This window comes from Shewanella indica, from assembly GCF_002836975.1.
GTDB lineage: Bacteria > Pseudomonadota > Gammaproteobacteria > Enterobacterales > Shewanellaceae > Shewanella > Shewanella indica.
This window is the reverse complement of record NZ_NIJK01000029.1, coordinates 147166-172371: the sequence shown is the minus strand read 5'-3', so window position 1 is coordinate 172371 and position 25206 is coordinate 147166. Positions and strand designations below refer to the sequence as shown.

Genomic DNA, 25206 nt, shown 5'->3' with positions numbered 1-25206 from the left:
CAATTCCAAATAATCTGCTACATATCCATCTTAGTTATAACCATATGTTTTTATATGGTTTATTCATTAATGGCACAAACATTATCCTAACGCTGTTTAAAATACGCCATGGCAGCCACAGATATGGCAAAATAATGCCATTGCTTATCAACCAGACTCAGAAGATGAACAGGATCAAGAAACGCTTTGTGGCCGGTGCCAAATGTCCCAAATGTCAGGCTCAGGACAGCATAGTGCTGTTCAAGGAGAACGGCATAGAAACGGTCGAGTGCGTCGAGTGTGATTACCGCGAGCAGCAGACCGATGACAAGGTCAGTGACAAGGCGACCGGTGAAGTGATAGGCCTGTTCAAACCTGAATAATATTCTTTAAAACCCGCAGCGGATCCCGCTTTCTTTACCGGCCCTTCAATTGCCAAGGGTGGGGCTTTCCATTAATTTAAGGGTTTTGCTGTATTGAGGCGGTTTGCCCGCCTGTTGCCGCGAGTGCCGGGGCCTCTGGCCTTTTGGCGCTTGCTGTCTGCATAAGGATTTATATGCCAAGCTTGATTCGAATAGTGCTGATCGACACCCATCTGCCGGGCGTGGTGGAGCTGAAGCTCGATGGCCATACCAATATCTGTGGTACCAACGCCTCGGGCAAGACCACGTTGCAGCGTCTGGTGCCTGTATTTTACGGTGAATACCCCAGCCGGGTCGTGCCTTCGACCCGTGACAGCTTCGAGCGCTGGTATTTGCCCAGAGAATCCAGCTATATCATTTACGAATACCAAAAGAGTGATGGCTTGCTGTATCAGGCGGTGCTGGCCTCGGCCGGCGACGGCAAAGGGGTCAACTATCGCTTTATCGCCAAGGGATTTGAACTGGAAGACTATATCAAGTCCCAAAACGGCGACACTATTTTATGCCATACCATGGCCGAACTGGGCCGCGAGATGAAACGCGCCGGAGTGAACCATACCAAGCTTTTGAATACCCGAGAGTTTCGCGCCATCATCCAGAATGACCGCACCTTGCTCAACACAGGCACCAGCCGCACCGAGCTGCGCAGCTATGCCCGTTTGTTCTCTCTGTGCGAGGCCGACCATTCACTGCGCCATATCGAAAAACTGGCCAAGGCGGTGCATTCCAAAGAAGGCAAAATGGAAACGGTCAAGTCGATGATCGCCGCCATTTTGGAAGAGGATGGCGTTAACCCGCCGGCATCAAGGCTCAATCCACAACGAGTCGAGGCCTGGATCCGCGAGAGCCAGCTGATCGCCGGGTTCGAGCAGATCCGTCCCGAATTTGACAAGCTGGAGCAGGAGTTCAACGAGCTGCTGTCGGCCGAACTGCGTCTTGGCAGCCTGGCCAAGGGCTATCGCAATGACGAAGTGCTGGAGGCCCAGCGTCAGGAGCAAAATCAGACCCTGTCGCGGGAGCTGAACTTCCGTCTCAAAGCATTGGATGATGAGTGGAAAGAGCAGCGCGACGAGCTTAACCAGGAGCTGTCTGCCGCCAAGGGCGATGTCGCCAAGCTGGAATATGAACTCGACGCCATCGAAAACCAGCATGCGGCGTTTCTTGATGCCGATATCGAACAGGCCAAGGCCAATCTGGAACAGCTGCCGCTGTGGCGCAGCGACCTTGAGAACCTCAGCGAAAGACACAAGCTGCAGACAGAGAAGCACCAGGACATAGAAGCCGCCTATAACGCCCGCCGCAGCAAGATTGGCGAACAGCTCAACAAGGAGCTGGAAAAGCTGCAGCAGGAGCTGGATAAGCAACGCGAGGCCCGCGACAAGCAGCGTGAAGTGGCCCGGGAAGACTTGGCGCGCCTCGATGCCGAATTCCGTGAGCAGCAGGAAAACGGCAAGGCCAAATTCCAGGAGCAGGAGTACCAACTCAAGCTCAATGCGGCCGAGCTCAAGCTGCAGGTCGACAGTGTGACTTATACCGAGGAGGAGAAGCTCAGCCTGGCGGTGTTCGACGAGCGTATCGACCGTGCCGATGCCGAGCAGGAGGCCGCCAACGCCAAGGTAGAGCGGCTGATGAGCGAAGAGCGCAAGCAGCGCTCACTCAGGGATCAGGCCAGCGAATCTCTCAGAATTGCCGCGCTCAGAGTCACGGAGCGCCAGGGCGATCTGGACGATCTCAAACACATGCTGTTTCCCCAGTCCCATACCTTACTGGAGTTCCTGCGAAAAGAAGTGCCGGGTTGGGAGCAGCACCTGGGTAAGGTGGTACATCCCGACTTGCTGCACCGCACCGACTTACACCCCAATGTCGGCGCCGAAAGCGACAGCCTTTTCGGGATCTCATTGGATCTCAAGGCGCTGGAGATCCCCGAATACGCCAGTTCAGAGCCTGAGCTGAGGGCCAAGCTGGCCAAGGCCGAAGACGCGCTGCAAAACGCCTATGGGCTGCAGGAAGAAGCGGAAGAGCGACTGGTGCAGGCCAACGAAGCGCTGGATAAACTGAGCCGTGAGCTGACCTTTGCCCGCACGGCATACAAGAATTTGCGTGACGATTTGCGGCGTCTGTTCGAGGAGCGCCGCACTGTGCAGGAGCAGATTAACAAGGCGTTGGCTGAGCGTAAGGCGCAGGCCGGTAAACGCCTGACGCTGCTGGATCAGGAGATGAAACAGCTGCGCAACCAGCACCTGGAATGGCTGGAGGAACTCAAAGAGCAGGCACTGGATGCCAGAATGGAAAAGAACGCCTACTGGCAGGAAGTGGTCGGCGCGCTGGAGCAGCATCTGGAGCAGCTCAAAGAGAGCATCAATCAGCGCCGCAGTCGTGCCAAAGAGGAGCAAAAAGCCTGCGAGCAGTGGTACAAGAACGAGCTCAAGTCCCGCGGGGTGGATGAAGACAAAATTCTCGCCCTCAAGCGGGAGATCCGTGAGCTGGAAGGTGCCATTGCCGCTGCCGAGCAGCGTCGCAGTGAAGTGCTGCGCTATGACGACTGGTATCAGCATACCTGGCTGGTGCGTAAACCCAAGCTGGTGACCGACCTGGGCGAAGTCAAGCGCGCCGCTTCCGAGCTGGATCAGCAGCTGAAGAGCAAGGCCAACGAAGTCAAACATGCCCGCCAGCAACTGGAGCAACAAAGGCGCCAGTCCGATGCCGCTCAGGTAGAGGCCTCGGAAAACCTCACCAAGTTGCGCGCCTTGCTGCGTAAGCTGGCCGAGCTGAAATTGCCGCGCAACGATGAAGAGCCTCAGGGCAGCCTGGGTGAACGTCTGCGTCAGGGCGAGGAGCTGCTGCTCAAACGGGAGCATCTGCTGGGTTCGGTCAGGCAGTATGTGGATCATTTCGATCAGGTGATTGCCAGCAAGTCAGGCTCCAGCCTATCCGAGTTCTGGGAAAAGGCCCGTGAGGAGTCCAGCTCAGTCAATGACAAGGGCATTCGCCTGCTGGATTACCGCAAGTTGGTGCCGCATCTGGCCCAACTGCTCAATGTGATGGTGCCGCAGTCGATTACCGCGCTGCGTGAACAGGGCCGAATCTTCGGTGTCGACCTGACTGCCTTCTACGATGTTTTGGCCGATATCGACCGCCGTATTGCCTCCCAAAGTGCCCGTATTACCCGCGAAGTCGGGGAGGAGCTGTTCCTTGAAGGCGTCTCCGAATCTGCGGTCAGGATCCGCTCGCGGATCAGCGAACTGGAGTTCTGGCCGGAGCTGGAGCAGTTCGTCAAGGCGTTCCGCGCCTGGAAGGCCGAAGGCTTCACCGGCCTGCCGGATGAGCACTATACCAACAGCATGCGCCGGGCCCTGGATATCATAGGCCGCTCGGCCCTGACCGGCGGCATTGCCAAGCTGCTGGAGATTGAGCTGCGCCTCAAGGAGGGCAACTCGGATCTGGTGATCCGCACCGACCGTCAGCTCAACGAGTCATCCAGTCATGGTATGGCTTATCTGATCCTCTGTAAGTTCCTGCTGGCCTTTACCCGCTTGCTGCGGGGCAAGGCGGATGTCACTGTGCACTGGCCGATTGATGAGCTGGGCACCTTGCACCACGCTAACGTGAAGAAGATCTTCGATGCCTGTGAAAACAACAATATCAGCGTGTTGGGTGCTTTCCCCAACCCTGAGTCCGAGGTACTGAATTTGTTTGCCAACCGCTACATCATCAATAAGCAGACCAAGCGACTGCAGGTGGTTAAACCCAAGGTCGATCCCATAGCGCAAAAGCTCTCTGAGCGCTTGGCCAGGGAGGCGGTGTAATGAGCGAACTGCAAAGCACTATCGTCGGCTCCGGCGCCCTGATTGAGCGCCTGCTCAAGGGTGAATTTATCTGCCGCACCACGGATGAGGAAGGTTGGCGCTCACTCAAGAGCCCGGCCACCCGTGACAGAGTCGAGGCCTATCTCAACCAAATCAACCGCACTGTGGCCCAGGCCGCCGAGGGCGAAGTCTTCTTCTGTGGTTATCTGCAGTTGGGGGAGGACGAGCGTAAAGTGATTTCGGCGCAGTTTCGCGATATCTGCCAGGCGTTGATCCCCATGGTGGAATGGTTGGTGTTGGTGCAGGAAGCCAGCGGCCAGGACGCGCCTCTGACCGAAGGCGCGGCGGTGCGGCTTACCGAATTGCAGAGCCGCATTGAGGATACGCCGGCGTTTCGCGAGCAACTGGCCAAGCTGAGCCAGTATCGCTTGTTCGGCTCCAGCTCAAGCAGTGTCGATGGCCAGATCAAACTGGTTTTCAAGCGCTTGCAGGAGCTGGGTTATCTGGTGCGGCCGAATCCGGAAAAACAGATCTATATCGCCACCGGCAAGCTGGATTACCTCTACGAAGTGATCCGTTTTATCGATGAAACCGAGGGCCTTAGTCTGGAGGCTCAGGCTGAAACCGCCACCCAGAGGGATCTGATATGAGCAGCAACCTGCATCAGGCCGGGGTCAAGCTGCTGAGGCTGCTTGGGCGTAACGCCGAACTGGTGATGGACGCCTATCTTTCCGGTAGCTTGGATGAGACCCAGCAGGAACCTGCGCTGCTGAAGAAGCTTACCGATAACGGTATTCTCTGGCGTCCCGAGCCGGACGAACCGCTCAGGTTGTCGCGTAATGTCAGGGCCCTGCTGGAAGAGGGCCTCAAGGATGAGCGTAACCGCCAGATCAACGCCAACGTCGGTTCGGCCCTGGCCACCATCAAGACCTTGGCCAATCACTACCGTGAGGCGCGCGCCAGCGTGGATTACAGCGCCGCCGAGGCCTATCTGGCGGACTTGACCGAACACGTATTCAGCTTCACCGAGAGCCTGCGTTACTCCATTCGTGTGCTCTGGGGCCGGATCAATAACGAGTTCGGTTATGTGGGTTCAATTAACGCCAAGATCCGTGAAAACGAGCTGGCCCAGAGCCAGGTATCGGAACTGCTTAACGGCCTGGAGCTGTTTGAGTTTACCGAGCTTGGCGAAATTGCCGGGGATATCCGTGAGCTGCGCCGCCTGCTGGTGACCATGCTGCAGGATACCCTCAGCGATTGCACCCAGGAGCTGAGCGTGGTGCAGGGGCGGCTACTGGAATTGCTGGGACGCTTCAGGCAGATCCGCGGTCGTACCCGTCTGCTCAAAGGCTGGTTGCTGTATACAGATTTGCACCCCGACTATCAGGTGGCCGACCACGTGGCGCACAAACAGGTGCCTGTGCTGTTCAATCATGCCGAGGCCTTGCTGGCACCGGCATCTGTGGATGTGAACAACAGCGGTCAGGAACTGCAATTGATGGAGATGGTGGCCCGTATCAAGGCTATCAGTCGTGACCATCTGCCCAAGAGGTTGCAGGAGCACGACGTGCCGGTTGCGGTTAGTCCTCAGGAAGACTTTGATATGCCGGATAACCCGCTCAAAGAGGCAGTGGATGAGTACTTCTGCGCCGTCATTGACTCGGGCCGCAACACTTCGGCGCTGGAATATCTGCAGCAGCAACAGCTGTCCTGGGATCCGGAAAGCTGGCTCTATCAGGTGATAGGTGGCTTCGAAGGGCTCAGTGAAGAGCACAAGCGCTTCTTTGCCCTGGAGCCTTTGGGTGAACCCCATCCGCTTTATTCGGGTAACTTCATTATCCGCGACGTGGAAGTGGGGCTGAGATAAGCCCAGCTGAGAATGTGATCCGGCGCCGGTTTTTCCCTCTGTCATACCGGCTTTACATTGGTAAAACTCAAGGCGAGACAAGATGACCAATATGGTTGTTTTGTCTCGCAAACTTGTTAATTTTTCTTATTATTCCACCTTACTGATGACTCTGGCTGCACTGCCCTTGCGTCTGCGGCTTTGTTGCGGTGCCAGGGGCCGCCACTTATAATGCTTCGGCCCGCCAGCGGGCAGCTCATTGACTCGTCTGTTAATCAAACGTAAGGAATCGAATAATGCAAAGACGCAATTTTTTAAAAACTGCGGCTATTTTGTCGACGGCCGGTATCATCAGCCCTGTGATGGCGGCCACATCGAAGACCAAGGCCGTCGAGCATTATTCCGCTGACGGCCGTAGACATTTCACCCTGACTCAAGATTACCAACTGATCGCACCCGAGGGCTCAGAGGGCGTGGTCAAGTTGTGGATCCCGCTGGTGGAAGACACTCAGTTTCAGCAAGTTCGTAAGCTGAACTTCAAAGGCAATTTCCAGGACGCCTATATCACTGCCGATAACAGTTATGGTGCCAAGACACTGTTTGCCACCTGGCCTGATGCCAAAGGCAAGATGGAGCTGCAGTTGGTGATGGAGCTGGAAACCCTCGACTGGGAACCGCTGAAAAACGGTGAACTCGAGCATTATCGCGCCCCAAAAACTATCCAGTACCCAGTGGATGTGGAGCGCTATCTGCTGCCCACCAAGCATATGCCCATTGATGGCATAGTGAAGCAGACTGCAGACAAGATTGTTGGCAAGGAAACCGATCCGCTGAAAAAGGCCCGCCTTATCTACAACTGGGTCAGTGCCAATATGTTCCGCGACAATGACGTTATCGGCTGCGGCACAGGTGATGTGGCCACTATTCTCGAGAGCGGCAAACTGGGGGGTAAGTGTACTGATATCAACTCGGTATTTGTGGCCTTGGCTCGCGCCGCCGATATTCCGGCGCGGGAGATGTTCGGGATCCGGGTCGGACAGGCTATTAAGATGGGCAAATACTCCAAGAAAGCTTTCGGCAGCAGTGATGCCAATGGCCTGGCCAAGGTCAGTGGTGGTCAGCACTGCCGTGCCATGTTCTATCTGGCGGGTTACGGTTGGTTGCCGGCCGATCCTGCGGATGTGACCAAGATGCGTTTGACCGAGAATAAGCAACATCAGGATCCCGATGTGCAGGCGGTCAACGACTATCTGTTCGGTAACTGGGAAATGAACTGGGTTGGTTTCAACTTCGGTCGTGACTTTGATCTGGCGCCCATGGCCGAGCAGACGCCGCTGAACAACTTTGGTTATCCTTATGCCGAAGTGGATGGCGACCCTGTGAACTATTATGACCCTAAAGTTTTCGCCTATGATTTCCAGTCAACAGAACAGCTCTAAGGGTTTTTTGGCGACACTGGCGGCCGCCGTTGTTGCCGCTGTCGCCTCCAGTCTGTGCTGTATTGGGCCGCTGATCTATCTGGTGTTTGGGGTATCGGCGGCCTCGCTGTCGGGTGTTGAACAGCTGGGCTGGCTGCAAGTGCCTATGTTGGCGCTGTCGACTCTGTTGATCCTGTTGGGCTTTTGGCGTTTGTATTTTTCCAAAAAGCCCCTGTGCACCGCGACCATGAGCCGTACCAGTATGTTACTGCTCTACTGGCTGGCCGTGCCTGTGGTATTGGCATTTCAACTTTACCCTTTTGTATTACCTTGGCTGTTAGAGGTGTTTGAATGAGAAGCTTGTTACTGGTTTTACTGCTGCTGTGTACACCGTTTGCCTGGGCGGGCAATCTGGTAGTCACCCTGGATGTCAAAGGCATGACCTGCCCTTTGTGTGTCACGGTAATCAACAAGGCGCTGCGCAAGACCGAGGGTGTGATTAAGGCCAAGTCCTCGCTCAAGACCCAACAGGCCAGAGTGATAGTGCCTGAAGGCTTTGATATGGATGCGTTGATAAAGGCGGTGGATGAAACCGGCTATAAGGGCAGTATCAATAAGATAGAACCAGAGGCCTAAGAATTAAGATTTAAGACCTGGTTCATTTAATAGATTCAGCTTGAACCAAAGCTCTGTCCAAAAAAGCGTGCTTTAAGCACGCTTTTTTGATGGATTCAGGCCTTGAGCAATTCCCGGCACAGTTTGACGAAGTCAGAAGAGGTGATTATGCCCTGCACCTTGTTGTGCTCGTCCACAACCGGCAGACAGCCATGCTTGTTGGCAATAAAATAATCCACCACTTGAGTCAGCGGCGCATCGGCCATGAGTGGTTCAAAGTCGGTTTCAATCAAGTCGGCTATCAGGGTGCCGCGTTCCTTTCGTTCCAGCGCCCCCTGGCCGTAGCGGGTCAGCAGATTGACTACTGTGGCAATCATCTTCTTATGGGTAAGTATTCCAACCAGAGTGCCGCTGGTTTCTGAGATCACCGGCAGATGGCGTATGCCGCGGGAATGCATTAGTTGGTGGGCGTCCTTGACGCTGGCGCCATCACTGATACACACCACCTGGGTACTCATGATGTCTTTGACTTTCATTGTTTTGTTCCTTCAGCAGGGCCCTGATAGGGCTAATTATCTGTCCTGTAAGGCATTTTGCCCCCTGTTATCAATGTCTGCAAGTTAAGGGGCTTAAAGCGGGCATCATTTTATTTAACTTACTGAATTCATTTGAATACCAATAGGTATTTACCTGTTTGTCACAATTGTGCAATAGTTTGACTTCACAATCTGGACATCCGACCTCATACCAGCATGATGAAGCGTTTTTAAAGGAATAATAACAATGACCCGTAACTTCTCCCGTCGTGACTTTATTGCCCTCTCAGCCAAAGGTGTTGGCGCTGCCGTGCTTTCATACGGCCTGATGGGCTGCTCCAGTGACAATGATGACAATACAGTCGCCGCCGATTTTCTTCATGGTGTCGCCAGCGGTGATCCCATTCAGGATGCCGTGATTATCTGGACCCGGGTAACGCCGCAAACGGCGGGGGATGTCAGAGTATCCTGGCAGGTGTCCCGTGATGGTGCCTTCAGCGACTTGGTGACCACAGGTGAAATGGTGACCAATGCCGAGCGTGATTACACGGTTAAAGTTGATGCCATAGGGCTGGAGAGCGGCAGCCGCTACTTCTATCGTTTTATGACGGGTGACAAGACATCCACGGTCGGTATGACCAAGACCCTGCCCGAGGGCGCGGTCGATTCGGTTAAACTGGCGGTGATGTCCTGCGCCAATTTCCCGGCCGGTTACTTCAATGTCTATGAACTGGCGGCGCAGCGGGACGATCTCGACGCCATGCTGCACTTGGGCGACTATATCTATGAATATGGCCGTGGTGGCTATGCCAGTGAACATGCCGCCGAGCTGGGCCGGGAGGTGTTGCCGGCGGGAGAGCTGCTGTCCTTGAGCGATTACCGTAGCCGCTATGGTCAGTATCGCGGCGATGCCAGTTTGCAGAAGCTGCACGCCAAGCTGCCGTTTATTACCGTCTGGGACGATCACGAAGTGGCCAACGACACCTGGAAGGATGGTGCCGAAAACCATAACCAAGGGGAGGGGGATTTCGATGCCCGTAAACAGGCGGCATTGCAGGCTTACTTCGAATGGCTGCCTATCCGCCCATGGCGCGAGGGCAATCATGAAGAGATCTACCGCAGTTTCAGCTTCGGCGATCTGCTGGATCTGCATATGCTGGATACCCGGGTGTTGGCCCGTGATAAACAGTTGGACTATGGTAACTATCTGGATCCGGCTACCGGCGCTTTCAACGATCAGCAGTTTCTCGCCGACGTGACCGACACTCAGCGTACGCTTCTGGGCCAGACCCAACTGCTGTGGCTGCAGGGGAAACTGTTGCAATCCAGCGCCAAGTGGCAGCTTTTGGGGCAGCAGATTCTGATGGGGCGGATGATGTTGCCGGCGGCGATAGCCACTCAGCAGCTGTCTATTCCGCAGTTTGCCGAGTTGGCGGCATTGGCCCAGTTGGCGGCTCGTGCTCAGGCCGGCGATCCGACTCTGACCCAAGCGGAACTGACCTATCTGGCTGCCAACCAAGCTAAACTGACGCCGGAAGTGCTGGCACTGTTGCAACTGCCGTCGATTCCTTACAACCTGGATGCCTGGGATGGCTATGCCTATGAACGTGAAGTTGTGCTGGCCACTGCCAGGGCCTCGGGTAAAAACCTGGTGGTGATTGCCGGTGATACCCACAATGCCTGGGCCAATGATCTCAAGGACAAAGATGGCAACATGGTTGGGGTTGAGTTTGCCACCAGTTCGGTTTCCTCCCCTGGGCTTGAGTACTACCTCAACCTGCCACCAGAGCAGATCCCGGCGACAGAGGCGGCCGTTGTAGGGCTGGTGGATGACCTTAAATACGCCAACCTGTTGAACCGGGGTTATATGACGCTGACCTTCAGCAGCGAAGAGGTGGTCAGCGAGTGGTTCTATGTGGACAGCATTCTGAGCAAAGATTTCACTGAAGCAGAGGAGCGCCGTGCCATTGCCCGCTCCTTGGATGGAAAGCCGGGGATCTTGCTTGGCTGATAATTGACTTATATTTTTACCAGCCGATCCACGGTGAGTTTGGATGAAATTGTTCAGCCATGACAAGGCGTTTTCTGGCATAACCTAGGTTTCCATAGGTTATGCCAAGGTCAATTAACCACTGACAGGCGGAAAATCCAAAATAGCGGTGGCGACATTGAAGTAGACGATGACACCTATGATATCGGCTATCGAAGTCACCAGCGGCGCGCTGGCCGAGGCCGGATCCAACTTGAACTTGCTCAGCAAGAAGGGCAGGGACATGCCTATCAGGCTGCCGATAATCACCACAAGTTGCATGGTCAGAGCGACCACCAGGGCGATATCGCCGCCACGCCAATAACCCAGGGTAAATACCGCAATCGCCATGGTGGCACCCAGCAAGCCGGCCACAAACAGCTCTTTGGCCAGTAGCGACAGCCAGTCTTTGATGACGACCTCCCCGGTGGCCAGTGCCCTGACCATCAAGGTGGCAGACTGCGAACCGGCGTTGCCGCTGCTGCCGATGAGCAGTGGCAAGAAGAACACCAGAGCAACATAGGCTGTGATGGTATCTTCAAAGTAGGCGATCCCAGTGCCGGATAACACATTGCCGAACACCAGCAATACCAGCCAAAAGACTCGCTTACGATAAAGCATGCCAATGCTGGCTTCCTTAAAAGAGCAGGCCAATTGACCCACGGCGCCGTGTTTGTTGAATTCGGCATCGGCCTGGGCACTGGCTACATCCATGGCATCATCATAAGTGACTATGCCGACCAGTTGGTCTTTGCCGTTGACTACCGGCAGCGCCAGCAGGTCATAGTGGGCTATCATCTGCGCCGCTTCTTCTTTGAGGGCTTCCGCTTCTATGGCAATGGTTTGCTCTTTCATAAACTCTTTCACCAACGCCTTGGGCGGCGCGATGATGAGCTGACGCAGCGACACATTGCCTATCAGGCGGCCGCGCTCATCCACCACATAGGTCTGGTAGATGGTTTCCAGATCTGCGGCCACTTTCCTCAGGCTGTCTATGGCCTCTTCCGCGGTTTGATTGACCCGCAGCAGGGCATAGTCAGAGGTCATAATGGAGCCGACCTTGGAGTCATCATAGGCCGCCAGGGTACGCATATCCTCGCGCTCCGCCTTGGCCAGTGTCGGCAGCAGCAGGGCCTGCTGCTCAATCTCCAACTCGTTGTAGAGATCGGCGCGCTCGTCCGCTGCCATCTCCATGATAATTTTCCCAAGGGTTTGATGATCCAGCGCTTCTGCCAGCAGCTTTTGCTGCTGATGGGGTAGATACCGCAGCAGCGCCGCCGCGGTTTTGGGCTGGCACAGGGTCAGTATTGAGGCCGTTTGCTGGCAGTCGAAGGTCGGCAGCACGGCGGCTATGTCCGCAGGATGAAGCTCAGATGCCAGCATCTGCATCGCCTTGGCGTCTTTGTTGGTCAGGATCAGATGCAGGTTGAGTATGATGTTGTTGCTGTTCATAGGTCATTCTCCCAATGAGCTATCAAGAAAAGAAAAGTTGTAGGCCGGCGCCAAATTGGCGGTCGCCACCGCCATACTGATTGCCATAACCCAGTTGCCACTGCCAACGGGCGTTGGGTTGGTTTTGCCAGAGTAGCTGGTAGCCATAGTCGCCTTGGCCCAGATACTGGTTTTCAAACAGCAGGGTGTGTTGCTGTACTTTGAAGCCGGCTCCCAGGCCAAAAATCATCGCCGGGCCTTCACCCGACTCCAGGCTCAGCCCTAAGTTATTGCGCACAAAGAAGCCCTGGGTGGCAATCGGCAGATCGCTACTGACCAGGGCGTGGCCCTGCCAGCCATCTCTGTGATGACGCCCCAGCTCCAGTGCCAGAGCCTGAGTCTGAACCTGGGATAAGCCGTTTGTTGCCAGCGGTTGTTTGTAGCCCAGCTGCCAGCCGCGGCTCTCATGTCTGTCCCAGGGGGGCATCCCGGTTGTCTGTTTGCAGTTCCAGCGCCAATTCGCCGCCAAAGACGGCTTGGTTGAGCCCCAGGGCAAAGTCGTTGTTGCCTGTTTGCCGCTGCCAGTCGATTGCCAGCTCAGTTACTGTGGCGATGTCGGGATCTTCCAGCAACTGAATGCCGGCATGCAGTTGTCCGTGCCAGAGCAGGCCGCCCAGCAGCCAAGTGGTATATCTGAGTGTCATGTTTGTTCCTCCTGTGTGGGGGAACACTCAAGGTCGTAGATGGGGCAGCAAGGCTGTCCTAAGTAAAAACCTTTGTGGTTGCATTAGTTTGCAGCCACAGGAGAACACTGCGGCATACGTGAGCATGTCAAGCTCAACAAGGTTTTTATGGGGAGTAACGGAAAAAGGATTCTTTAATACGCTACTGCCAGGCTCGGCAGTAGTTTGCGAAGCTGCAGACTAGTGCCGGGCAAATAATCCTGTCTGACTGACAGGGCATCTACTGTCACCTATGTGTGTGTCCACAGTGGGTCTCCGTATGGTTAATTAAGCGGCGATTGTATGGTTGCAAGCAAACAAGTCAAGAGGGAGATTGAAAAAGCGCGTTAAACAGGGTTGTTTAGCCACAAATAACGGCTTTTTGTTGTTTGTTTGTTGTGCTATTGGGCGCCATTGGGGGGAATGGGTAGCCGGGAAGTTGTTTTTTGGGGGGCTATTGGACAAATCCCAGCAGCGGCTTAATATCAACACTATTACTCAGTAGGGTTACCGGAGCCGCAGCGCTTTTCATGTCTTCCAATATCCGTATCGCCAGCCTGAATCTGTTCAATTTTGCCATGCCGCCGCTGGCGTTTCATGAGTTCAACAACATCTATACCCAAGGACAGTGGCAACAAAAGTGCGATTGGATAGCCCGCTGGCTGCAGCAAGCGCAGCCAGATCTGGTGGGCTGGCAGGAGGTATTCAGCCCCGAGCCGCTGCGTGAATTGTGTCAGGCTGCCGGTCTTGCCCACTTTGCGCTGGTGGATTCGCCGGTCGTAGAAGGCTTTATTGCCCGCAAGAGTGTAGTAGCTCTGGCAAGCCGTTATCCAATCGTTTCCCTGGCGGCGGTGGCGCTGGATGCCGAACTGGCATTTTCACTGGGGCTCAAGGATGAGTTTCAAAGCAGTCGTCAGATATTGAGAGCCACCTTGATGCTGCCTGGGATCGGCCACTGTGATACCTATGTGGTGCATTTCAAATCACCACGCAATAAGTTGCCCAAGGGCGCGGTCGAGCAGCAAGGTGCCGCCGGGCTGCTGGCCGAGAGTGCGCTGGGCCGCTGGTCAGCCACTTTGCAGCGTGGCAGTGAGGCAATGTTGTTGTATCAGGCGATACTCAAGCGGCGCCAGCAAAGCGGCAACGCTGTGGTACTGATGGGGGATTTTAACGCCGGCATAGACTCCAGTGAACTCAAGGGGCTGTTGGTGGGTGCCGGGCAGCTCTATAACGGGGATATTCGCGCCGCGGGCCTTTACGGCCTGCCCGATGAAAGGCTGAAACTGCAGCTGGCGCATTTTCAGCTGTTTGACGCCTGGCAGCTCTGGCGAGAAGCTTCTGAGCAAAGTGGCGAGCGAGTGACAGTGACTCGGCCCGTGACCCATTTTCACGGCTCTCAAGGCGGGGTGATCGACTATCTGTTGTTGAGTCAGGAGTTTGATGCCCGTAGCCAGCATAGCCTGGCTGAAGTGGTGGATTACCGGGTTTATGACAGTCACCTGCTGCGGCCGCAGTTTGAGCTGGATGCCCAGGCGAGCGACCATACACCGATTTTGGCAGAAGTCTGTTTACGCCATCCCTGATTAGGGCGTGATTTGGTCAGCTTCTGGTTTTTAACTGGCTCAGAATGATTTCGTTGCTGCCTGCTTATTGGGTTTGGGAATTTACAGCCGATGCGCCCACCCTTTACTCGCCGAAGAAAAGGGGCTTAAATGCGGCAAGGCCTTTTAAGTAAATCAGGAACAGAGGATGTTTAAGAAATTACTCGCTGCAGTTGGCGTTGGTGGCGCCAGTGTCGATACCCGTTTACTCAATGCCAACCTGCAACCAGGGCAAACCTTCGAAGCCCGAATCGTGCTCAAGGGCGGCGAGGTAAGCCAGAGTATTGCCGGCCTGGAGCTGGCCCTTATGACTCGGGTTAAGGTCAGTGATGGCGACAGCAGTCATTTTATCAATCATTGTCTGGCCAGCTGGCGTATCAGCGAAGGCTTTGAACTTCAGGCCGGAGAGGTGAGAGAACTGCCTTTCATCGGTCAGTTGCATCCTGAGACCCCATTTACCGAGTTGCCGGTGCGTAACAATCAATGCCGGGTCTGGCTGCAAACCGGGCTGGCGATAGATTACGCTATAGATCCGGGCGATCAGGATCTGTTGCAGATCCAGCCTACCCAGCTGTTGCTGCACCTGCTGCAGGCCATGGAAGAGTTGGGCTTTATCCTTAAAAAAGCCGATGTCGAGCAAGGCTATATCAACACCTCTGGGTTTCGCAGTGGTTCAGGTTGCTATCAGGAGTTGGAGTTTGTGCCCGCAGGGCTTGGGATCCGCCTTTTGCGTGAAGTGGAGCTCACCCTGGTACCTGCCGGAAAGCAAACCCATATCTTGCTGGAGCTGGACCGGGCTTTTCGCGGCGATGGCTATCTGAGTCTGACCTTGGATAATCAGGCCGATTATCCTCAGGTATTGGCTGCGTTGCGACCTCATCTGACTTGAATCGGTTTAATATCGTTCCCCTATTTTACAGTGTGCGGCGATAACGCCGCTTGAGAGGAGAGTCCTATGTTGATTGCGTGTCCCCAATGCGCTGGAATGAACCGGGTGCCGGAAGAACGCCTGTCTCAAGGCCCTAAGTGCGGCCACTGCAAGCAGCCTTTGTTTCAAGGCCTTCCAGTAGAACTGACTGATGCCAACTTTGCCAACCATGCCCATAAGTCAGAGCTGCCGTTGGTGGTGGATTTCTGGGCCGGCTGGTGCGGCCCTTGCAAACAGTTTGCTCCCATATTCGAGCAGAGCGCTGCCGAACTGGAGCCGGAGTTTCGTTTCGGCAAGCTGGATACCGAGGCTCAGCAAGCGCTGGCGGCCCAGTATGGGATCCGCTCCATTCCGACCATAATGCTGTTCAAAAATGGCCGAATGATAGCCCAGCAGGCCGGTGCTATGCCCAAACAGGCATTTCAGCAGTGGCTCAAGAGTCAGCCTGCTTGATGCTAGATAGCAACAAAGCCTTGGTAGTGTTGGTGCATGGCTTCAATAAAGATGAACGTGATATGGGGTTTCTGGCCCAAGGTCTGGCCCGGAAATACAGGATCCTGTGCCCCAGATTGCCCACCCGTTTCGGCTCACTGCAACAAGCGGTAGTGACCTTGCGCCAGGCGCTGGATGAGCAGAACTGGCAGCAGTATCCCAGAGTGCACTTTGTGGCTCACAGCATGGGAGGCTTAATCGTCCGGCAACTGCTGGCAGAGCAACCGCCCGGCAATGTGGGTCACAGTGTGTTTATTGCCACGCCCCATGATGGTTCACCGCTGGCGAGTCTGGCCGATAAGCTTCCGGGATATTCCCGGCTATTTCAGCCGCTGCAATCTCTGTTGCCGGGGCAGCGCTGGGCAAGCTGGCGCATGGATAGCCGGGCTCATCTTGGGATCATCGCCGGCAGTGGGACTCAGGATCCCTTGGGTGCCTTGATTGACGGCGAGTCCGATGGCCGGGTACCCCTGGCTTCTACCCGTTGTGATGATGCCAGTGATTGGCTGGTGTTGCCCCTGTGCCATAAGGCCATACATTGGCATCAGGATACGCTGGCGGCGGTACAGAGCTTTCTTGAGTGCGGCCGCTTTGGCGCTGACTCATGAGCGCTGACTAATAAGCTAGGGTTAATAGACCTTGGCTAAGGACTCTGACTAAGGGCTCTGGCTAAGGGGAAATGAGGGCCGCTGAGTTTCTCTGGTGCGCCGGATAAGCTTACAGATTGGAATTTTGGGCCGGGTTCGCACCTGGCAAAATACTCAATTATTATTCACAGAGGGTTTCCTGGCTCACTCAGTTTCAGGTGCACTCAGTTTCAGATGCACTCAGTTTCAAGTGCGCTCAGTTTCAGGTGCACTCAGTTTCAGATGCACTCAGTTTCAGGTGGGCTTATTTATCAGGAGCGAATTTGGCCGCGAAAAAGGGATGGTTTAGGCGACTGACGGCCTGGCTGATAAAACTGTTGTTGGGGCTGATGATACTGTCTCTGCTGATGGTGATTGCCCTTAAGTTTGTTAACCCACCGCTGTGGAGCTGGCGTATTGAACGCTATTGGTTTCCACCGGCGCCGGTAACACAGGTACAGCACCAGGTGCAGCATCAGTGGCAGCCGCTGACTCAGATATCTGCCAATATGCAGCTGGCGGTGATCGCCAGTGAAGATCAGCGTTTTGCCCTTCATTCCGGTTTTGATCTCAAGGCGATTCAGACTGCCATAGAAGATAAACTTCAGGGAGAGCGCCTCAGAGGCGCCAGCACCTTGAGCCAGCAAACCGCCAAGAACCTGTTTATGTGGTCTTCGCGTAGCTTTATTCGCAAGGGGGCTGAAGCCTGGTTCACCTTGCTTTTGGAGGCGGTGTTGGATAAGCCCAGGATCCTTGAGTTGTATCTGAATATTGTTGAATTCGGCCCGGGGATCTACGGCGTTGAAGCGGCGGCGCAACACTATTTTCATAAGAACGCCGCTCAGTTGTCGTCCCGCGAGGCGGCCTTGCTGGCCGCCTTGTTACCCAATCCCTGGCAATATCAAATCAATCCGCCCAGTGCTTACATGAACCGCCGCGCCGACTGGATCCAGCAGCAGATGCGGCAATTGGGGCTGCAAACACTTAAAGACCTGGATTGATTTCAATGTCGGTATTTAACCCTTGGTCGCTAGCGCTTGAATTGGCGACGACCCGATTGCGACCACTGTTTTTGGCTTGATAAAGTGCGTGGTCGGCTCGTTTGACGGCCGCTTCTATCGATTCTGTTGCAACTTCAACCTCGGCCACGCCCAAGCTTATGGTGCAACTTATCTTGTCTCCCGTGTCGGCGGTCAGTTGCATAGCTTCGACATTGAGGCGCAGCTGCTCGGCTCGATGCAAGGCTTGGTTTAGTGTGGCTCCCGGCAGCAAGATCACGAACTCTTCGCCGCCGAAACGGGCCGCCATCTCGGCTCCTTGGCAGTGTTGTTTCAATAATTTGGCCAGGGCGACTATCACCCTGTCGCCCAAGTGATGACCAAAGTTGTCGTTGATCTGTTTGAAACTGTCTATATCCAGAATAAGCACAGAGATAGCCTCGCCATTGCGGCCGGCCAGCTTAAGTTGATAGTCGGCTTCGGAATAGAAATAGCGCCGGTTATAGAGTTTGGTCAGAGGGTCGGTGGCCGCCTGGCGTTTAAGCTCTTCCTGCGAGGCGCGAATATCCTCAAGAATTTTGATCCTATAGGAGATGATAAACGCCAGGGTGAGGGCTTCCAGCATAATGCCTATGCCGACTCCATGACTGCTGAGGTAGCTCGGAGAGATCAAGCCCTTGTAGAAGAGCACGGCTATGCCGTTGAAGATTACGAAGAAGCTGTGGCCCACCAGAAAGTATTTCACCAGAGGATTGCCCTTGCGATAGAGGGAGATACTCACAGAGAAGGTTACCAACATCATGACTGCCGCCATACTGCTGGCGGGTTTGAGTGCCGCTGAGATATCAAACAGCCCCCAAATCAGAATGGCAAATAGCAGCAACAACAACAATTGCAACACCTTGTGCTCTGTGGGGTAGAACTGCCTGGTTTCGAAGATAGCCGTCATAAACAGCAGCAGGAAAATCGGCATGGTGAGCAGCGACAGATTGAGCATGAAGACGTTCGAGCCGTAGGCGTTGAACACGCTGGCGACTAGGCCATAGGACAAGGCAATCCACACCAGACCGGAGATTAGGTACAGCGAATAGTAGATGTTCTCTTTCTTGCTGCTGGCGAAATACAGCAGGCAGTTGTAGAACACCAGCGCCAGCAACATCCCCACCATAAGCGCAATATCATAGTGAGTACTCACCAGAGCGCGCCGCGAATTTTCTCCATCCATCAGTGTCATGGCAAACCATTGATGGGAGTAAGCGTGGCTACGAATATACAAGGTTGTTATCTGATCTGGCGCCAGAGTCAGTGGGTAGACCACTGTGCCCCGATACATAAGTGGGTTGTCGGCGGCCTGTTCGAGATCCAACTGCTCGTGTCGCTGCAGTTGTTGGCCGCTTTCTTCATAGATGTCGATTTGCTGCACATGGTAGGCATGGGGCAGGTGCAACAACAGCGGCTTTTCCTGCGAGAGTCTATTGTGCAGTATCAGCTTGAACCAGGTGACCCTGGCGTTGGTACCCAAAGTGGTGACATTATCGGTTACGCCGAAAGGTTTCTGGCGTGCCTGCTCAAAGCCAAGGTTCTGGCTGTTATCAATAAAATAGCCGATTTTGAACTCTTCGAGCGCGACGCTGTTTTGTTCTATATTAATAACGGGAAGCTTAACCTGCTCTAATGCAAATAGTTTTAGGCTGGTTAGTAGCAAAAACAGGCACAGCAACGCGTATCTCAATTCCATTCAGGTATCCATTTTCCCTGGCGCCGGCATGTCCAGGCGCTTCTTTATTGTTCAATGGTACCCAAGGATAAAAAGTGTCGCCAGCAATACCGCTTGTTATGCGGTTTCTTGTTTGAATGACAGTATCTTGAAGTTCGGAAAATTATTGAGTGATGGATTGATAGCGCCTCATTTAGTTGTTGCAGCTTATATTTAGGCTCATTTTTGGCACTAAAAAAGGCGACCCTGAGTCGCCTTCTTGCTTGGATGCCGATTATCGGCGATTAACGTGGGCCCGGCTCGGCATAATGGGTCATCCAGTCTTTGACCTGGTTATACCAATAGATGGAGTTGTTGGGCTTCATGATCCAGTGGTTTTCATCGGGGAAATAAATCATCCGCGATTCCACTCCACGGCTTTGCAGGGTGCGGAACAACTCAAAACCTTGCCCCACTGGCACCCGGTAGTCCAGCTGACCATGGCTCACCAGGGTCGGTGTATTGAAACCGGCGGCAAAGTAATGGGGTGAAATCGACTGGTAGATCTCCGGTTTTTCCCAGTAATGGCCGAAGCGGGTGCTGTGCACGGCGAAGTCGGAAGCCATCTGGGAGTACATGTCGTACACGGCGGCATGGATCAACAGCGCCTTGAACGGATGTTTCTGCCCGAGGATGATGGAGGTCAGATAGCCGCCGTAGCTGGCACCACCGGCCACCATGCGATCGCTGTCGATCCAGCTCTTTTGTTCAAACCAGTCGGCTGCCTTGAGGACATCATCCAGAGACTTGTTTTTCCAGTCCGGGTTGATGGCATCGGCAAACTCCTGGCCGAAGCCGCTGGAACCGTGGAAATTGGGCCAGGCGGTGACATAACCCCAGGAGGCAAAGGTCTGGGCGTTCCAGCGATAGTGGAAACCATCACTGATAGCGTTGTGTGGGCCGCCGTGTACCAGCATAAACAGCGGGTACTTCTTGCTGCGATCGAAACCCGGTGGGTAGTGCACCCACATCTGGATATCCTGGTTGTTGTAACCCTTGTAGGTCACAGACTCATAGCTGCCCAGATCCACATCCTTGAGCAGTTCATTATTGAACTGCTCCAGCCTTTGGCCTTTACCGTTCTTGGGATTGATCGCCAGCAGTCGCGCCGGATAAAGGAAGCTGTCGTTGAGGGCAATCAGGGTGCCTTTCTTGCCTATCTGCGGCTGACCATAGTTGGTGTCCTTGGTGATCGCCTTCACTTTGCCGCTCTTGGCATCAATATGATAGATACGGCTGGTGGCGGCATCATCAATGGCGGCGTAGAAGCCTTTACCATCCGGCGTCCAGCTGAACTGAGACACAGATCTGTCCCAATTGGCGGTCAGGGTCTTGAGCTTACGGCTGTGGATATCCAGCAGCATCAGCCTGGAGGTGTCGGCATAGAAACCCGGGATCTTCTGGCGAGTGAAGGCCAGCGTCTTGCCGTCAGGGCTGAAGCTTGGGCGGCTATCGGGCGCTTCGTTGTCCGGTGTCAGGTTTTCTGCCTTGTCTGCGCCTATCTTGCCGAGGAAGATATCCAGCTTGGGATCGACCCGGTTGTCGGAGCCGTAGGCGTTGAAGGCGATCAGTTTCTCATCGGCAGACACATCATAGCTGCCGGCGCTTTGACTCGAGCGAGGCAGCTCATGGCCCAGTGTTTGAGTAATGGCTTCTATCTCGCCGCCCTTGGCAGGAATTCGGAACACATGCGCCTGACGGCGTTCATCCAGCCAATGATCGAACTGGGCATAGGGCAGGGCATTCCACTGCTTGGCCGAGGTCTTGTTGTCCTTGTCGGCTTTCAGCTGCTCTTGCATCTGCTTCCAGTCCTGCCCGGGGAAGATATTGCTGATGAAATAGAGATGGTTACCTACCCATTTGATGCCGTACACGCCGGTAGGCACCTCGGTCAGCCGCTGGGCTTCACCCGGGCCATTCATCGGCAGCAGATAGATCTGCCCGGCATCGTCCTCATTGCGCTGGCTGACAAAGGCCAGAGTGTTGCCATCGGGAGAAAATACCGGGTTGCTCACCTTGAGTCCGGCGGCAGTCAGTGGGCGTTGATGTTTGCCATCGGCATCAAAGTACCAAAGTTGGGTCGACCCTTTGTCGGCCTTGACATCATACTCGGTCACGGGGGCGATGATATGCTCGCCGCCGGGCGATACTACCGGGCTACCGATACGCTTGAGTTGCCACAATAGCTCAACCGACAAGGGCTTGCCCGGCTCTGCCCACGCCGATGCCAGTGGCATCAAGAGGCAGAGTAATAGAGTTCCAACCTTCTTCACGGAAAGTCTCCTTTAGATACAGATAGTTATTATATTTGGCAGCGAAGGCTGCCTCGGGAGTATATCTCCGGATGATGAAAACAAGCTTATCCGGGCACGGTTTGATGGGATTATTTTGTGTAACTTTCTGTTAGCGCTGGTACGGTATCGTGTGAAATTTGGCCGTTTTGTGTGGGGTTAAGCCAGGTCATTTATAATCAGAGGCTATAAAGAATAATAACTTAATATTTTGTCGTGCTTAAACTAGCGCTTATTATGCGGTAGATTCTCTCTCTATATACCGTTTCCCGTATAAGGTTCCATATGTCTATTGCAGTTATCGCAGCCATTGCGGTATTTCTCGGCGTTCTGTTTATTCTGTTTCACCAACAGCAAAAAGAGCACAAATTATCCCGTCTGGTGCTGATCGGCTTAATCCTCGGCAGTGCCTATGGTTTCCTGATGCAGTCATACTTTGGCGTGGATAGCCCGGTCACTGCAGAGACGCTCAGTTGGATTGCCATAGTCGGCGGTGGCTATGTGGCCTTGCTGAAGATGGTGATCATGCCCCTGGTACTGGTGTCCATGGTCGCGGCAGTGGTCAAGTTGGATAAGGGCGGCTCGCTCGGCAAGATCTCCTCCCTGACCATATTTATTCTGATGGCGACCACGGCCATAGCGGCTTTGATAGGTATTCTGGTCACTTCCATCTCTGGGATTTCTGCCGAGGGGCTGATCGCCGGTAGCCGGGAAACGGCGCAAATGGCAGTATTGGATACCAAGGCGGCTTCGATTGCCGATCTGACTGTACCGCAAATGCTGCTGAGCTTTATTCCGGTAAATCCTTTTGCCGATCTGGCCGGTGCCCGTTCCACTTCCATCATTGCCGTGGTGATTTTCGGTATCCTCCTCGGGATAGCGGCCCGCAAGGTGATGCATGAGAAAGAGCAACTGGAATCGCCCATACGGACCTTTGTTGAAGGTGCACAGGCGATTGTTATGCGCTTGGTGAAGATGATTATGGCGTTGACCCCCTATGGTATTGCCGCGCTGATGGCCAAGGTGGTCGCCTCTTCCAGCGGCGCCGATATGCTCAATTTGTTGGGCTTTATTCTGGCCTCTTACGTCGCCATTCTGCTGATGTTTGTTGTTCACGGCATACTGGTGGCCATGGTAGGCGTCAGCCCGCTGGACTACTTCCGTAAAATTTGGCCCGTGCTGACCTTTGCCTTCTCGTCGCGCAGTTCGGCGGCGACTATTCCATTGAATGTCGAGGCTCAGGTGACCCAGTTGAATGTGCCGCCGGCCATTGCCAATCTGGCGGCCTCGTTCGGCGCTACTATCGGCCAGAACGGCTGCGCCGGTATCTATCCTGCGATGTTGGCTGTCATGGTGGCGCCCAGCATGGGCATAGATCCACTGGACTTGCATTTCATGCTGTCCTTGATTGCCATAGTGACTATCAGTTCTTTCGGGATCGCCGGTGTCGGTGGCGGCGCAACATTTGCGGCGTTAATTGTCCTGCCTGCCATGGGACTGCCGGTGGCCATTGTGGCGCTGCTGATCTCCATCGAGCCGCTGATTGATATGGCGCGTACCGCCTTGAACGTATCCGGCTCCATGACCGCCGGTACCATGACCAGTCGGCTATTGAAGCAAACCACGGAAAACCAGACGGCCGAACAGCAGTAAGTTGCTCCGGCTAACGGCTTGATAAAAAGGATGCTGCGGCATCCTTTTTTAGATTGGCACAGGTAATGAAAATCTTACTTCAAAAGGACATTAACCCGCATCCGCTTATGGAAATAGCATTTAAAATTAATATCTTATAGCTAGATTTTTTTAATTATTTTCTTGGCATTCTCAAAAATGGAGTTGGAGATATGCTCTGGAAAACCCTCCGGTAGATTCGCCCTTACTTGTAAGATTGCCTCAGGTAACGCACCTTTCATTTCATCCATTATTCTTTGCATCTTATCCTGACTAAAATTCACAGCTTTAGCAGTATCTAAGAAGTGACGAGGCAGGATTTTATTGATTTCATACTTCTTGCCTTTTGTGGCTTTCAACCCCATTGCGAGCTTAAGTTGTCTAATATTGAGTCCTTTTCCTCCCAACAATGGGTAGGCAGACAAAATGTCGTAGAATGGAGTGAGTCGATAGCTACCTCCTTTATCAATATAGATAGAAAAGTTTTTAGCATGTCCATCCGTAGCCCCAATGATCCATTGAAATACCTGGAATCTCATGAAGTTATATCGATCTTCAAGTGCATTACTTGAACCCATTAATAACTCCATGATCTGTGCTATACCTGGGCCACCTTGAGATTCATATTTGATGGATGATGGCATACCAAACACTTGGCAAATATCTTCTTGAGGTAAGCGTAGCAAGCCTGCTCTGTCTTTTGTCCAGCGTCGATCAAATCGTTCTACAGCTAAAGCTTTAAGGTTGTCTGTTTTGATTATATTGACGCTGGGAACTGCGAATCCCAGAGCTTTAGCTAGCTCAATGCAAAGATATTCATTTTCTACGCTATCTTTGAGATCCAGTGTCGCGTTAGCTTGTTGTATTTCGCCTATTGGCAGCTTGATAATGTGAGTGGTTGGGGTGTTTCCTTTCGGGATACACCATTGTCCATCAACGAATAAGAGTGCAGTTTTCTCTTGAGCACCTGCCACTGAGATCCTAAAGTCTTCTTCCTCTTTGAGCATCCCGAGGGGAATATCAGACTTGTATGCAGAAAGAATCGCCTCTAGTTTCTTGTCATCCAATACTTCGTAGCTGAGTGGCTCTTTTTTATAGGGGTGTTCGGGAGGAAGTAATGCAATTGCACCAACACTATCCTTTCCGATTGCTTTTAAGAGATCAAATGGTTGTTTGGATGAGGCTTTGTACCTTGCAACGATCCTATCTCTGACTTGTGGGCTGTCTGGTAAGAGATTGTCAAAATAGTTGATAACGGCATCGGAAGTGATAGTCGGTAATTGAAGCTTTAAAGACAGTGACAGTGGGCGAGTCTTCGCATTGGTTATCCAGTCCTTATCATATTGAAAAGTGTGAGCGCCGTTCTTATGCTTCGCCAAGGTGCCAACAAGTTCACCATTCATGTATGCTATTAGCTTTTGCATTACCAACTCTCATCATCATTTTCATTTAGCGAAGTCAGCTGTGTTTTTTCTTGGATACTCAATGTTAGATCCATAGCTTGTACAAGCTTAAAGAAGGTAGAAAGCGTTGTTTTGTTGGGGTTGTTCTCGAAGTTCGAGATCGTCGCTTGCTTTATACCGACTTTTTTCGCTAACTCTGACTGAGTCCAGCCATTCTTTTGGCGTATCAGTAGCATCATATCTGCGAGTTGCTTTGGACTATATATCATTAGTTCCAGCCCTCAATGATTAGAGATGAATTTTAAAGTTATCTCATATCCCCACTAGAGGATTAGCTAGCATTTATCCCTTTATTGGGATAAATGCTGATTTATACCTACCAGGGGATAAATACTGCTTTATACCTATTAGGGTATAAGTGACTAAATATCCGCTATTGAGGATATTTAGTCAATAGAAGTCAGAAGGAACAATGATATTTAGTTGAGTCATAGACTGCTCTAGCATCCTGTTTAGTTTTGATCCGCACTCTTATCCCAAAGGACAAACCCCAAAGGGGACAAGTTGGATTTTTGTTGTCTCAGACGGTTATAATTCCGCCATCCTCACTTATTGGAGCTCACGCCAAAATGAACA

General features: G+C 53.4%; 22 protein-coding genes. 14 read left to right on the top strand and 8 right to left on the bottom strand.

What is annotated here, in order from left to right; all coding sequences use genetic code 11:
* Nucleotides 1-164: 164 nt before the first annotated feature.
* From CX650_RS09765 to CX650_RS09735, 7 genes are all read left to right on the top strand, one after another.
* Nucleotides 165-362 (top strand): YheV family putative zinc ribbon protein, encoded by a 198-nt coding sequence (locus CX650_RS09765; RefSeq protein ID WP_039034984.1) that lies wholly within the window; start codon nucleotides 165-167, stop codon nucleotides 360-362.
* Nucleotides 363-535: 173 nt separating this feature from the next.
* Nucleotides 536-4207, top strand: coding sequence for an ATP-binding protein (locus CX650_RS09760; protein ID WP_101095691.1), 3672 nt, complete (start codon nucleotides 536-538; stop codon nucleotides 4205-4207).
* Nucleotides 4207-4857 carry a hypothetical protein gene (locus CX650_RS09755; RefSeq protein ID WP_025011291.1) on the top strand — a complete coding sequence of 217 codons (651 nt, stop codon included), beginning with the start codon at nucleotides 4207-4209 and terminating at the stop codon, nucleotides 4855-4857. The genes CX650_RS09760 and CX650_RS09755 overlap by 1 nt, the downstream gene beginning before the upstream one ends.
* Nucleotides 4854-6074: a hypothetical protein gene (locus CX650_RS09750; RefSeq protein ID WP_039034949.1), complete on the top strand. Its 1221-nt coding sequence runs from the start codon at nucleotides 4854-4856 to the stop codon at nucleotides 6072-6074. The genes CX650_RS09755 and CX650_RS09750 overlap by 4 nt, the downstream gene beginning before the upstream one ends.
* Nucleotides 6075-6349: 275 nt before the next feature.
* Nucleotides 6350-7492, top strand: coding sequence for a transglutaminase-like domain-containing protein (locus CX650_RS09745; protein WP_101095690.1), 1143 nt, complete (start codon nucleotides 6350-6352; stop codon nucleotides 7490-7492).
* A gap of 16 nt (nucleotides 7493-7508) precedes the next feature.
* Nucleotides 7509-7826, top strand: a complete 318-nt coding sequence (locus CX650_RS09740) for a membrane protein (protein WP_039034985.1) — start codon at nucleotides 7509-7511, stop codon at nucleotides 7824-7826.
* A complete protein-coding gene (locus CX650_RS09735; protein WP_025011288.1) occupies nucleotides 7823-8107 on the top strand; it encodes a heavy-metal-associated domain-containing protein in 285 nt (94 codons plus the stop codon). Before CX650_RS09740 ends, CX650_RS09735 begins: the two co-directional genes overlap by 4 nt.
* A 95-nt stretch (nucleotides 8108-8202) precedes the next feature.
* Here CX650_RS09735 and CX650_RS09730 read toward each other — a convergent pair whose 3' ends face one another.
* Entirely contained in the window at nucleotides 8203-8622 is a 420-nt protein-coding gene (locus CX650_RS09730; protein WP_101095689.1) for a CBS domain-containing protein, read from the bottom strand.
* Nucleotides 8623-8869: 247 nt separating this feature from the next.
* Between CX650_RS09730 and CX650_RS09725 the strand changes: the two genes are divergently transcribed.
* Entirely contained in the window at nucleotides 8870-10633 is a 1764-nt protein-coding gene (locus CX650_RS09725) for an alkaline phosphatase D family protein (RefSeq protein ID WP_101095688.1), read from the top strand.
* A 114-nt stretch (nucleotides 10634-10747) separates the two neighbouring features.
* Here CX650_RS09725 and mgtE read toward each other — a convergent pair whose 3' ends face one another.
* Genes mgtE through CX650_RS09710 form a run of 3 tightly spaced genes read right to left on the bottom strand, consistent with a single transcriptional unit; the run spans nucleotide 10748 to nucleotide 12786 of the window.
* Complete coding sequence (gene mgtE / locus CX650_RS09720) at nucleotides 10748-12103, bottom strand: magnesium transporter (protein ID WP_101095687.1); 1356 nt, start codon at nucleotides 12101-12103, stop codon at nucleotides 10748-10750.
* A gap of 22 nt (nucleotides 12104-12125) precedes the next feature.
* Nucleotides 12126-12569, bottom strand: a complete 444-nt coding sequence (locus CX650_RS09715; RefSeq protein WP_101095686.1) for a hypothetical protein — start codon at nucleotides 12567-12569, stop codon at nucleotides 12126-12128.
* The gene (locus CX650_RS09710; RefSeq protein WP_101095685.1) at nucleotides 12547-12786 is read right to left on the bottom strand and encodes a hypothetical protein; all 240 of its coding nucleotides are present in this window, start codon (nucleotides 12784-12786) and stop codon (nucleotides 12547-12549) included. Before CX650_RS09710 ends, CX650_RS09715 begins: the two co-directional genes overlap by 23 nt.
* A 548-nt stretch (nucleotides 12787-13334) precedes the next feature.
* On the opposite strand from CX650_RS09710, the gene CX650_RS09705 reads away from it, so the two are divergent.
* The 5 genes from CX650_RS09705 (at nucleotide 13335) to mtgA (ending at nucleotide 17452) form a co-directional block, all read left to right on the top strand.
* A complete protein-coding gene (locus tag CX650_RS09705; RefSeq protein ID WP_071476739.1) occupies nucleotides 13335-14387 on the top strand; it encodes an endonuclease/exonuclease/phosphatase family protein in 1053 nt (350 codons plus the stop codon).
* 166 nt (nucleotides 14388-14553) lie between these two features.
* Nucleotides 14554-15294, top strand: a complete 741-nt coding sequence (locus CX650_RS09700; RefSeq protein WP_101095684.1) for a sporulation protein — start codon at nucleotides 14554-14556, stop codon at nucleotides 15292-15294.
* A gap of 66 nt (nucleotides 15295-15360) precedes the next feature.
* Entirely contained in the window at nucleotides 15361-15786 is a 426-nt protein-coding gene (trxC, locus tag CX650_RS09695; RefSeq protein ID WP_039034956.1) for a thioredoxin TrxC, read from the top strand.
* The gene (locus CX650_RS09690; RefSeq protein ID WP_101095683.1) at nucleotides 15786-16433 is read left to right on the top strand and encodes an esterase/lipase family protein; all 648 of its coding nucleotides are present in this window, start codon (nucleotides 15786-15788) and stop codon (nucleotides 16431-16433) included. The genes trxC and CX650_RS09690 overlap by 1 nt, the downstream gene beginning before the upstream one ends.
* Nucleotides 16434-16735: 302 nt before the next feature.
* On the top strand, nucleotides 16736-17452 hold the full coding sequence (mtgA, locus tag CX650_RS09685) for a monofunctional biosynthetic peptidoglycan transglycosylase (RefSeq protein WP_267962955.1): 717 nt from the start codon (nucleotides 16736-16738) through the stop codon (nucleotides 17450-17452).
* Here the strand turns inward: mtgA and CX650_RS09680 are convergent.
* Both CX650_RS09680 and CX650_RS09675 read right to left on the bottom strand, forming a co-directional pair.
* Nucleotides 17436-19187: a sensor domain-containing diguanylate cyclase gene (locus CX650_RS09680; protein WP_101095682.1), complete on the bottom strand. Its 1752-nt coding sequence runs from the start codon at nucleotides 19185-19187 to the stop codon at nucleotides 17436-17438. The two genes, mtgA and CX650_RS09680, sit on opposite strands and share 17 nt — an antisense overlap.
* Before the next feature lie 263 nt (nucleotides 19188-19450).
* A complete protein-coding gene (locus CX650_RS09675) occupies nucleotides 19451-21478 on the bottom strand; it encodes a S9 family peptidase (protein WP_101095681.1) in 2028 nt (675 codons plus the stop codon).
* Nucleotides 21479-21781: 303 nt separating this feature from the next.
* Between CX650_RS09675 and CX650_RS09670 the strand changes: the two genes are divergently transcribed.
* Entirely contained in the window at nucleotides 21782-23149 is a 1368-nt protein-coding gene (locus CX650_RS09670) for an L-cystine transporter (RefSeq protein ID WP_039034959.1), read from the top strand.
* Nucleotides 23150-23289: 140 nt separating this feature from the next.
* On the opposite strand, the gene CX650_RS09665 is transcribed toward CX650_RS09670, so the two are convergent.
* Together CX650_RS09665 and hipB are read right to left on the bottom strand one after the other, a co-directional pair.
* Nucleotides 23290-24591, bottom strand: a complete 1302-nt coding sequence (locus CX650_RS09665; RefSeq protein WP_101095680.1) for a type II toxin-antitoxin system HipA family toxin — start codon at nucleotides 24589-24591, stop codon at nucleotides 23290-23292.
* A complete protein-coding gene (gene hipB / locus CX650_RS09660; RefSeq protein WP_039034961.1) occupies nucleotides 24591-24839 on the bottom strand; it encodes a type II toxin-antitoxin system antitoxin HipB in 249 nt (82 codons plus the stop codon). Before hipB ends, CX650_RS09665 begins: the two co-directional genes overlap by 1 nt.
* Between the last annotated feature and the right edge of the window lie 367 nt (nucleotides 24840-25206).

Coding starts and splice junctions, on each gene's coding strand:
- CX650_RS09750 (WP_039034949.1), top strand. CDS start 4,854: ATGAGCAGCAACCTGCATCAGGCCGGGGTCAAGCTGCTGAGGCTGCTT.
- CX650_RS09690 (WP_101095683.1), top strand. CDS start 15,786: ATGCTAGATAGCAACAAAGCCTTGGTAGTGTTGGTGCATGGCTTCAAT.
- CX650_RS09725 (WP_101095688.1), top strand. CDS start 8,870: ATGACCCGTAACTTCTCCCGTCGTGACTTTATTGCCCTCTCAGCCAAA.
- CX650_RS09715 (WP_101095686.1), bottom strand. CDS start 12,569: ATGCCCCCCTGGGACAGACATGAGAGCCGCGGCTGGCAGCTGGGCTAC.
- CX650_RS09765 (WP_039034984.1), top strand. CDS start 165: ATGAACAGGATCAAGAAACGCTTTGTGGCCGGTGCCAAATGTCCCAAA.
- CX650_RS09705 (WP_071476739.1), top strand. CDS start 13,335: ATGTCTTCCAATATCCGTATCGCCAGCCTGAATCTGTTCAATTTTGCC.
- CX650_RS09680 (WP_101095682.1), bottom strand. CDS start 19,187: ATGGAATTGAGATACGCGTTGCTGTGCCTGTTTTTGCTACTAACCAGC.
- CX650_RS09755 (WP_025011291.1), top strand. CDS start 4,207: ATGAGCGAACTGCAAAGCACTATCGTCGGCTCCGGCGCCCTGATTGAG.
- CX650_RS09760 (WP_101095691.1), top strand. CDS start 536: ATGCCAAGCTTGATTCGAATAGTGCTGATCGACACCCATCTGCCGGGC.
- trxC (WP_039034956.1), top strand. CDS start 15,361: ATGTTGATTGCGTGTCCCCAATGCGCTGGAATGAACCGGGTGCCGGAA.
- CX650_RS09730 (WP_101095689.1), bottom strand. CDS start 8,622: ATGAAAGTCAAAGACATCATGAGTACCCAGGTGGTGTGTATCAGTGAT.
- CX650_RS09665 (WP_101095680.1), bottom strand. CDS start 24,591: ATGCAAAAGCTAATAGCATACATGAATGGTGAACTTGTTGGCACCTTG.
- CX650_RS09745 (WP_101095690.1), top strand. CDS start 6,350: ATGCAAAGACGCAATTTTTTAAAAACTGCGGCTATTTTGTCGACGGCC.
- hipB (WP_039034961.1), bottom strand. CDS start 24,839: ATGATATATAGTCCAAAGCAACTCGCAGATATGATGCTACTGATACGC.
- CX650_RS09700 (WP_101095684.1), top strand. CDS start 14,554: ATGTTTAAGAAATTACTCGCTGCAGTTGGCGTTGGTGGCGCCAGTGTC.
- CX650_RS09735 (WP_025011288.1), top strand. CDS start 7,823: ATGAGAAGCTTGTTACTGGTTTTACTGCTGCTGTGTACACCGTTTGCC.
- mgtE (WP_101095687.1), bottom strand. CDS start 12,103: ATGAACAGCAACAACATCATACTCAACCTGCATCTGATCCTGACCAAC.
- CX650_RS09710 (WP_101095685.1), bottom strand. CDS start 12,786: ATGACACTCAGATATACCACTTGGCTGCTGGGCGGCCTGCTCTGGCAC.
- CX650_RS09670 (WP_039034959.1), top strand. CDS start 21,782: ATGTCTATTGCAGTTATCGCAGCCATTGCGGTATTTCTCGGCGTTCTG.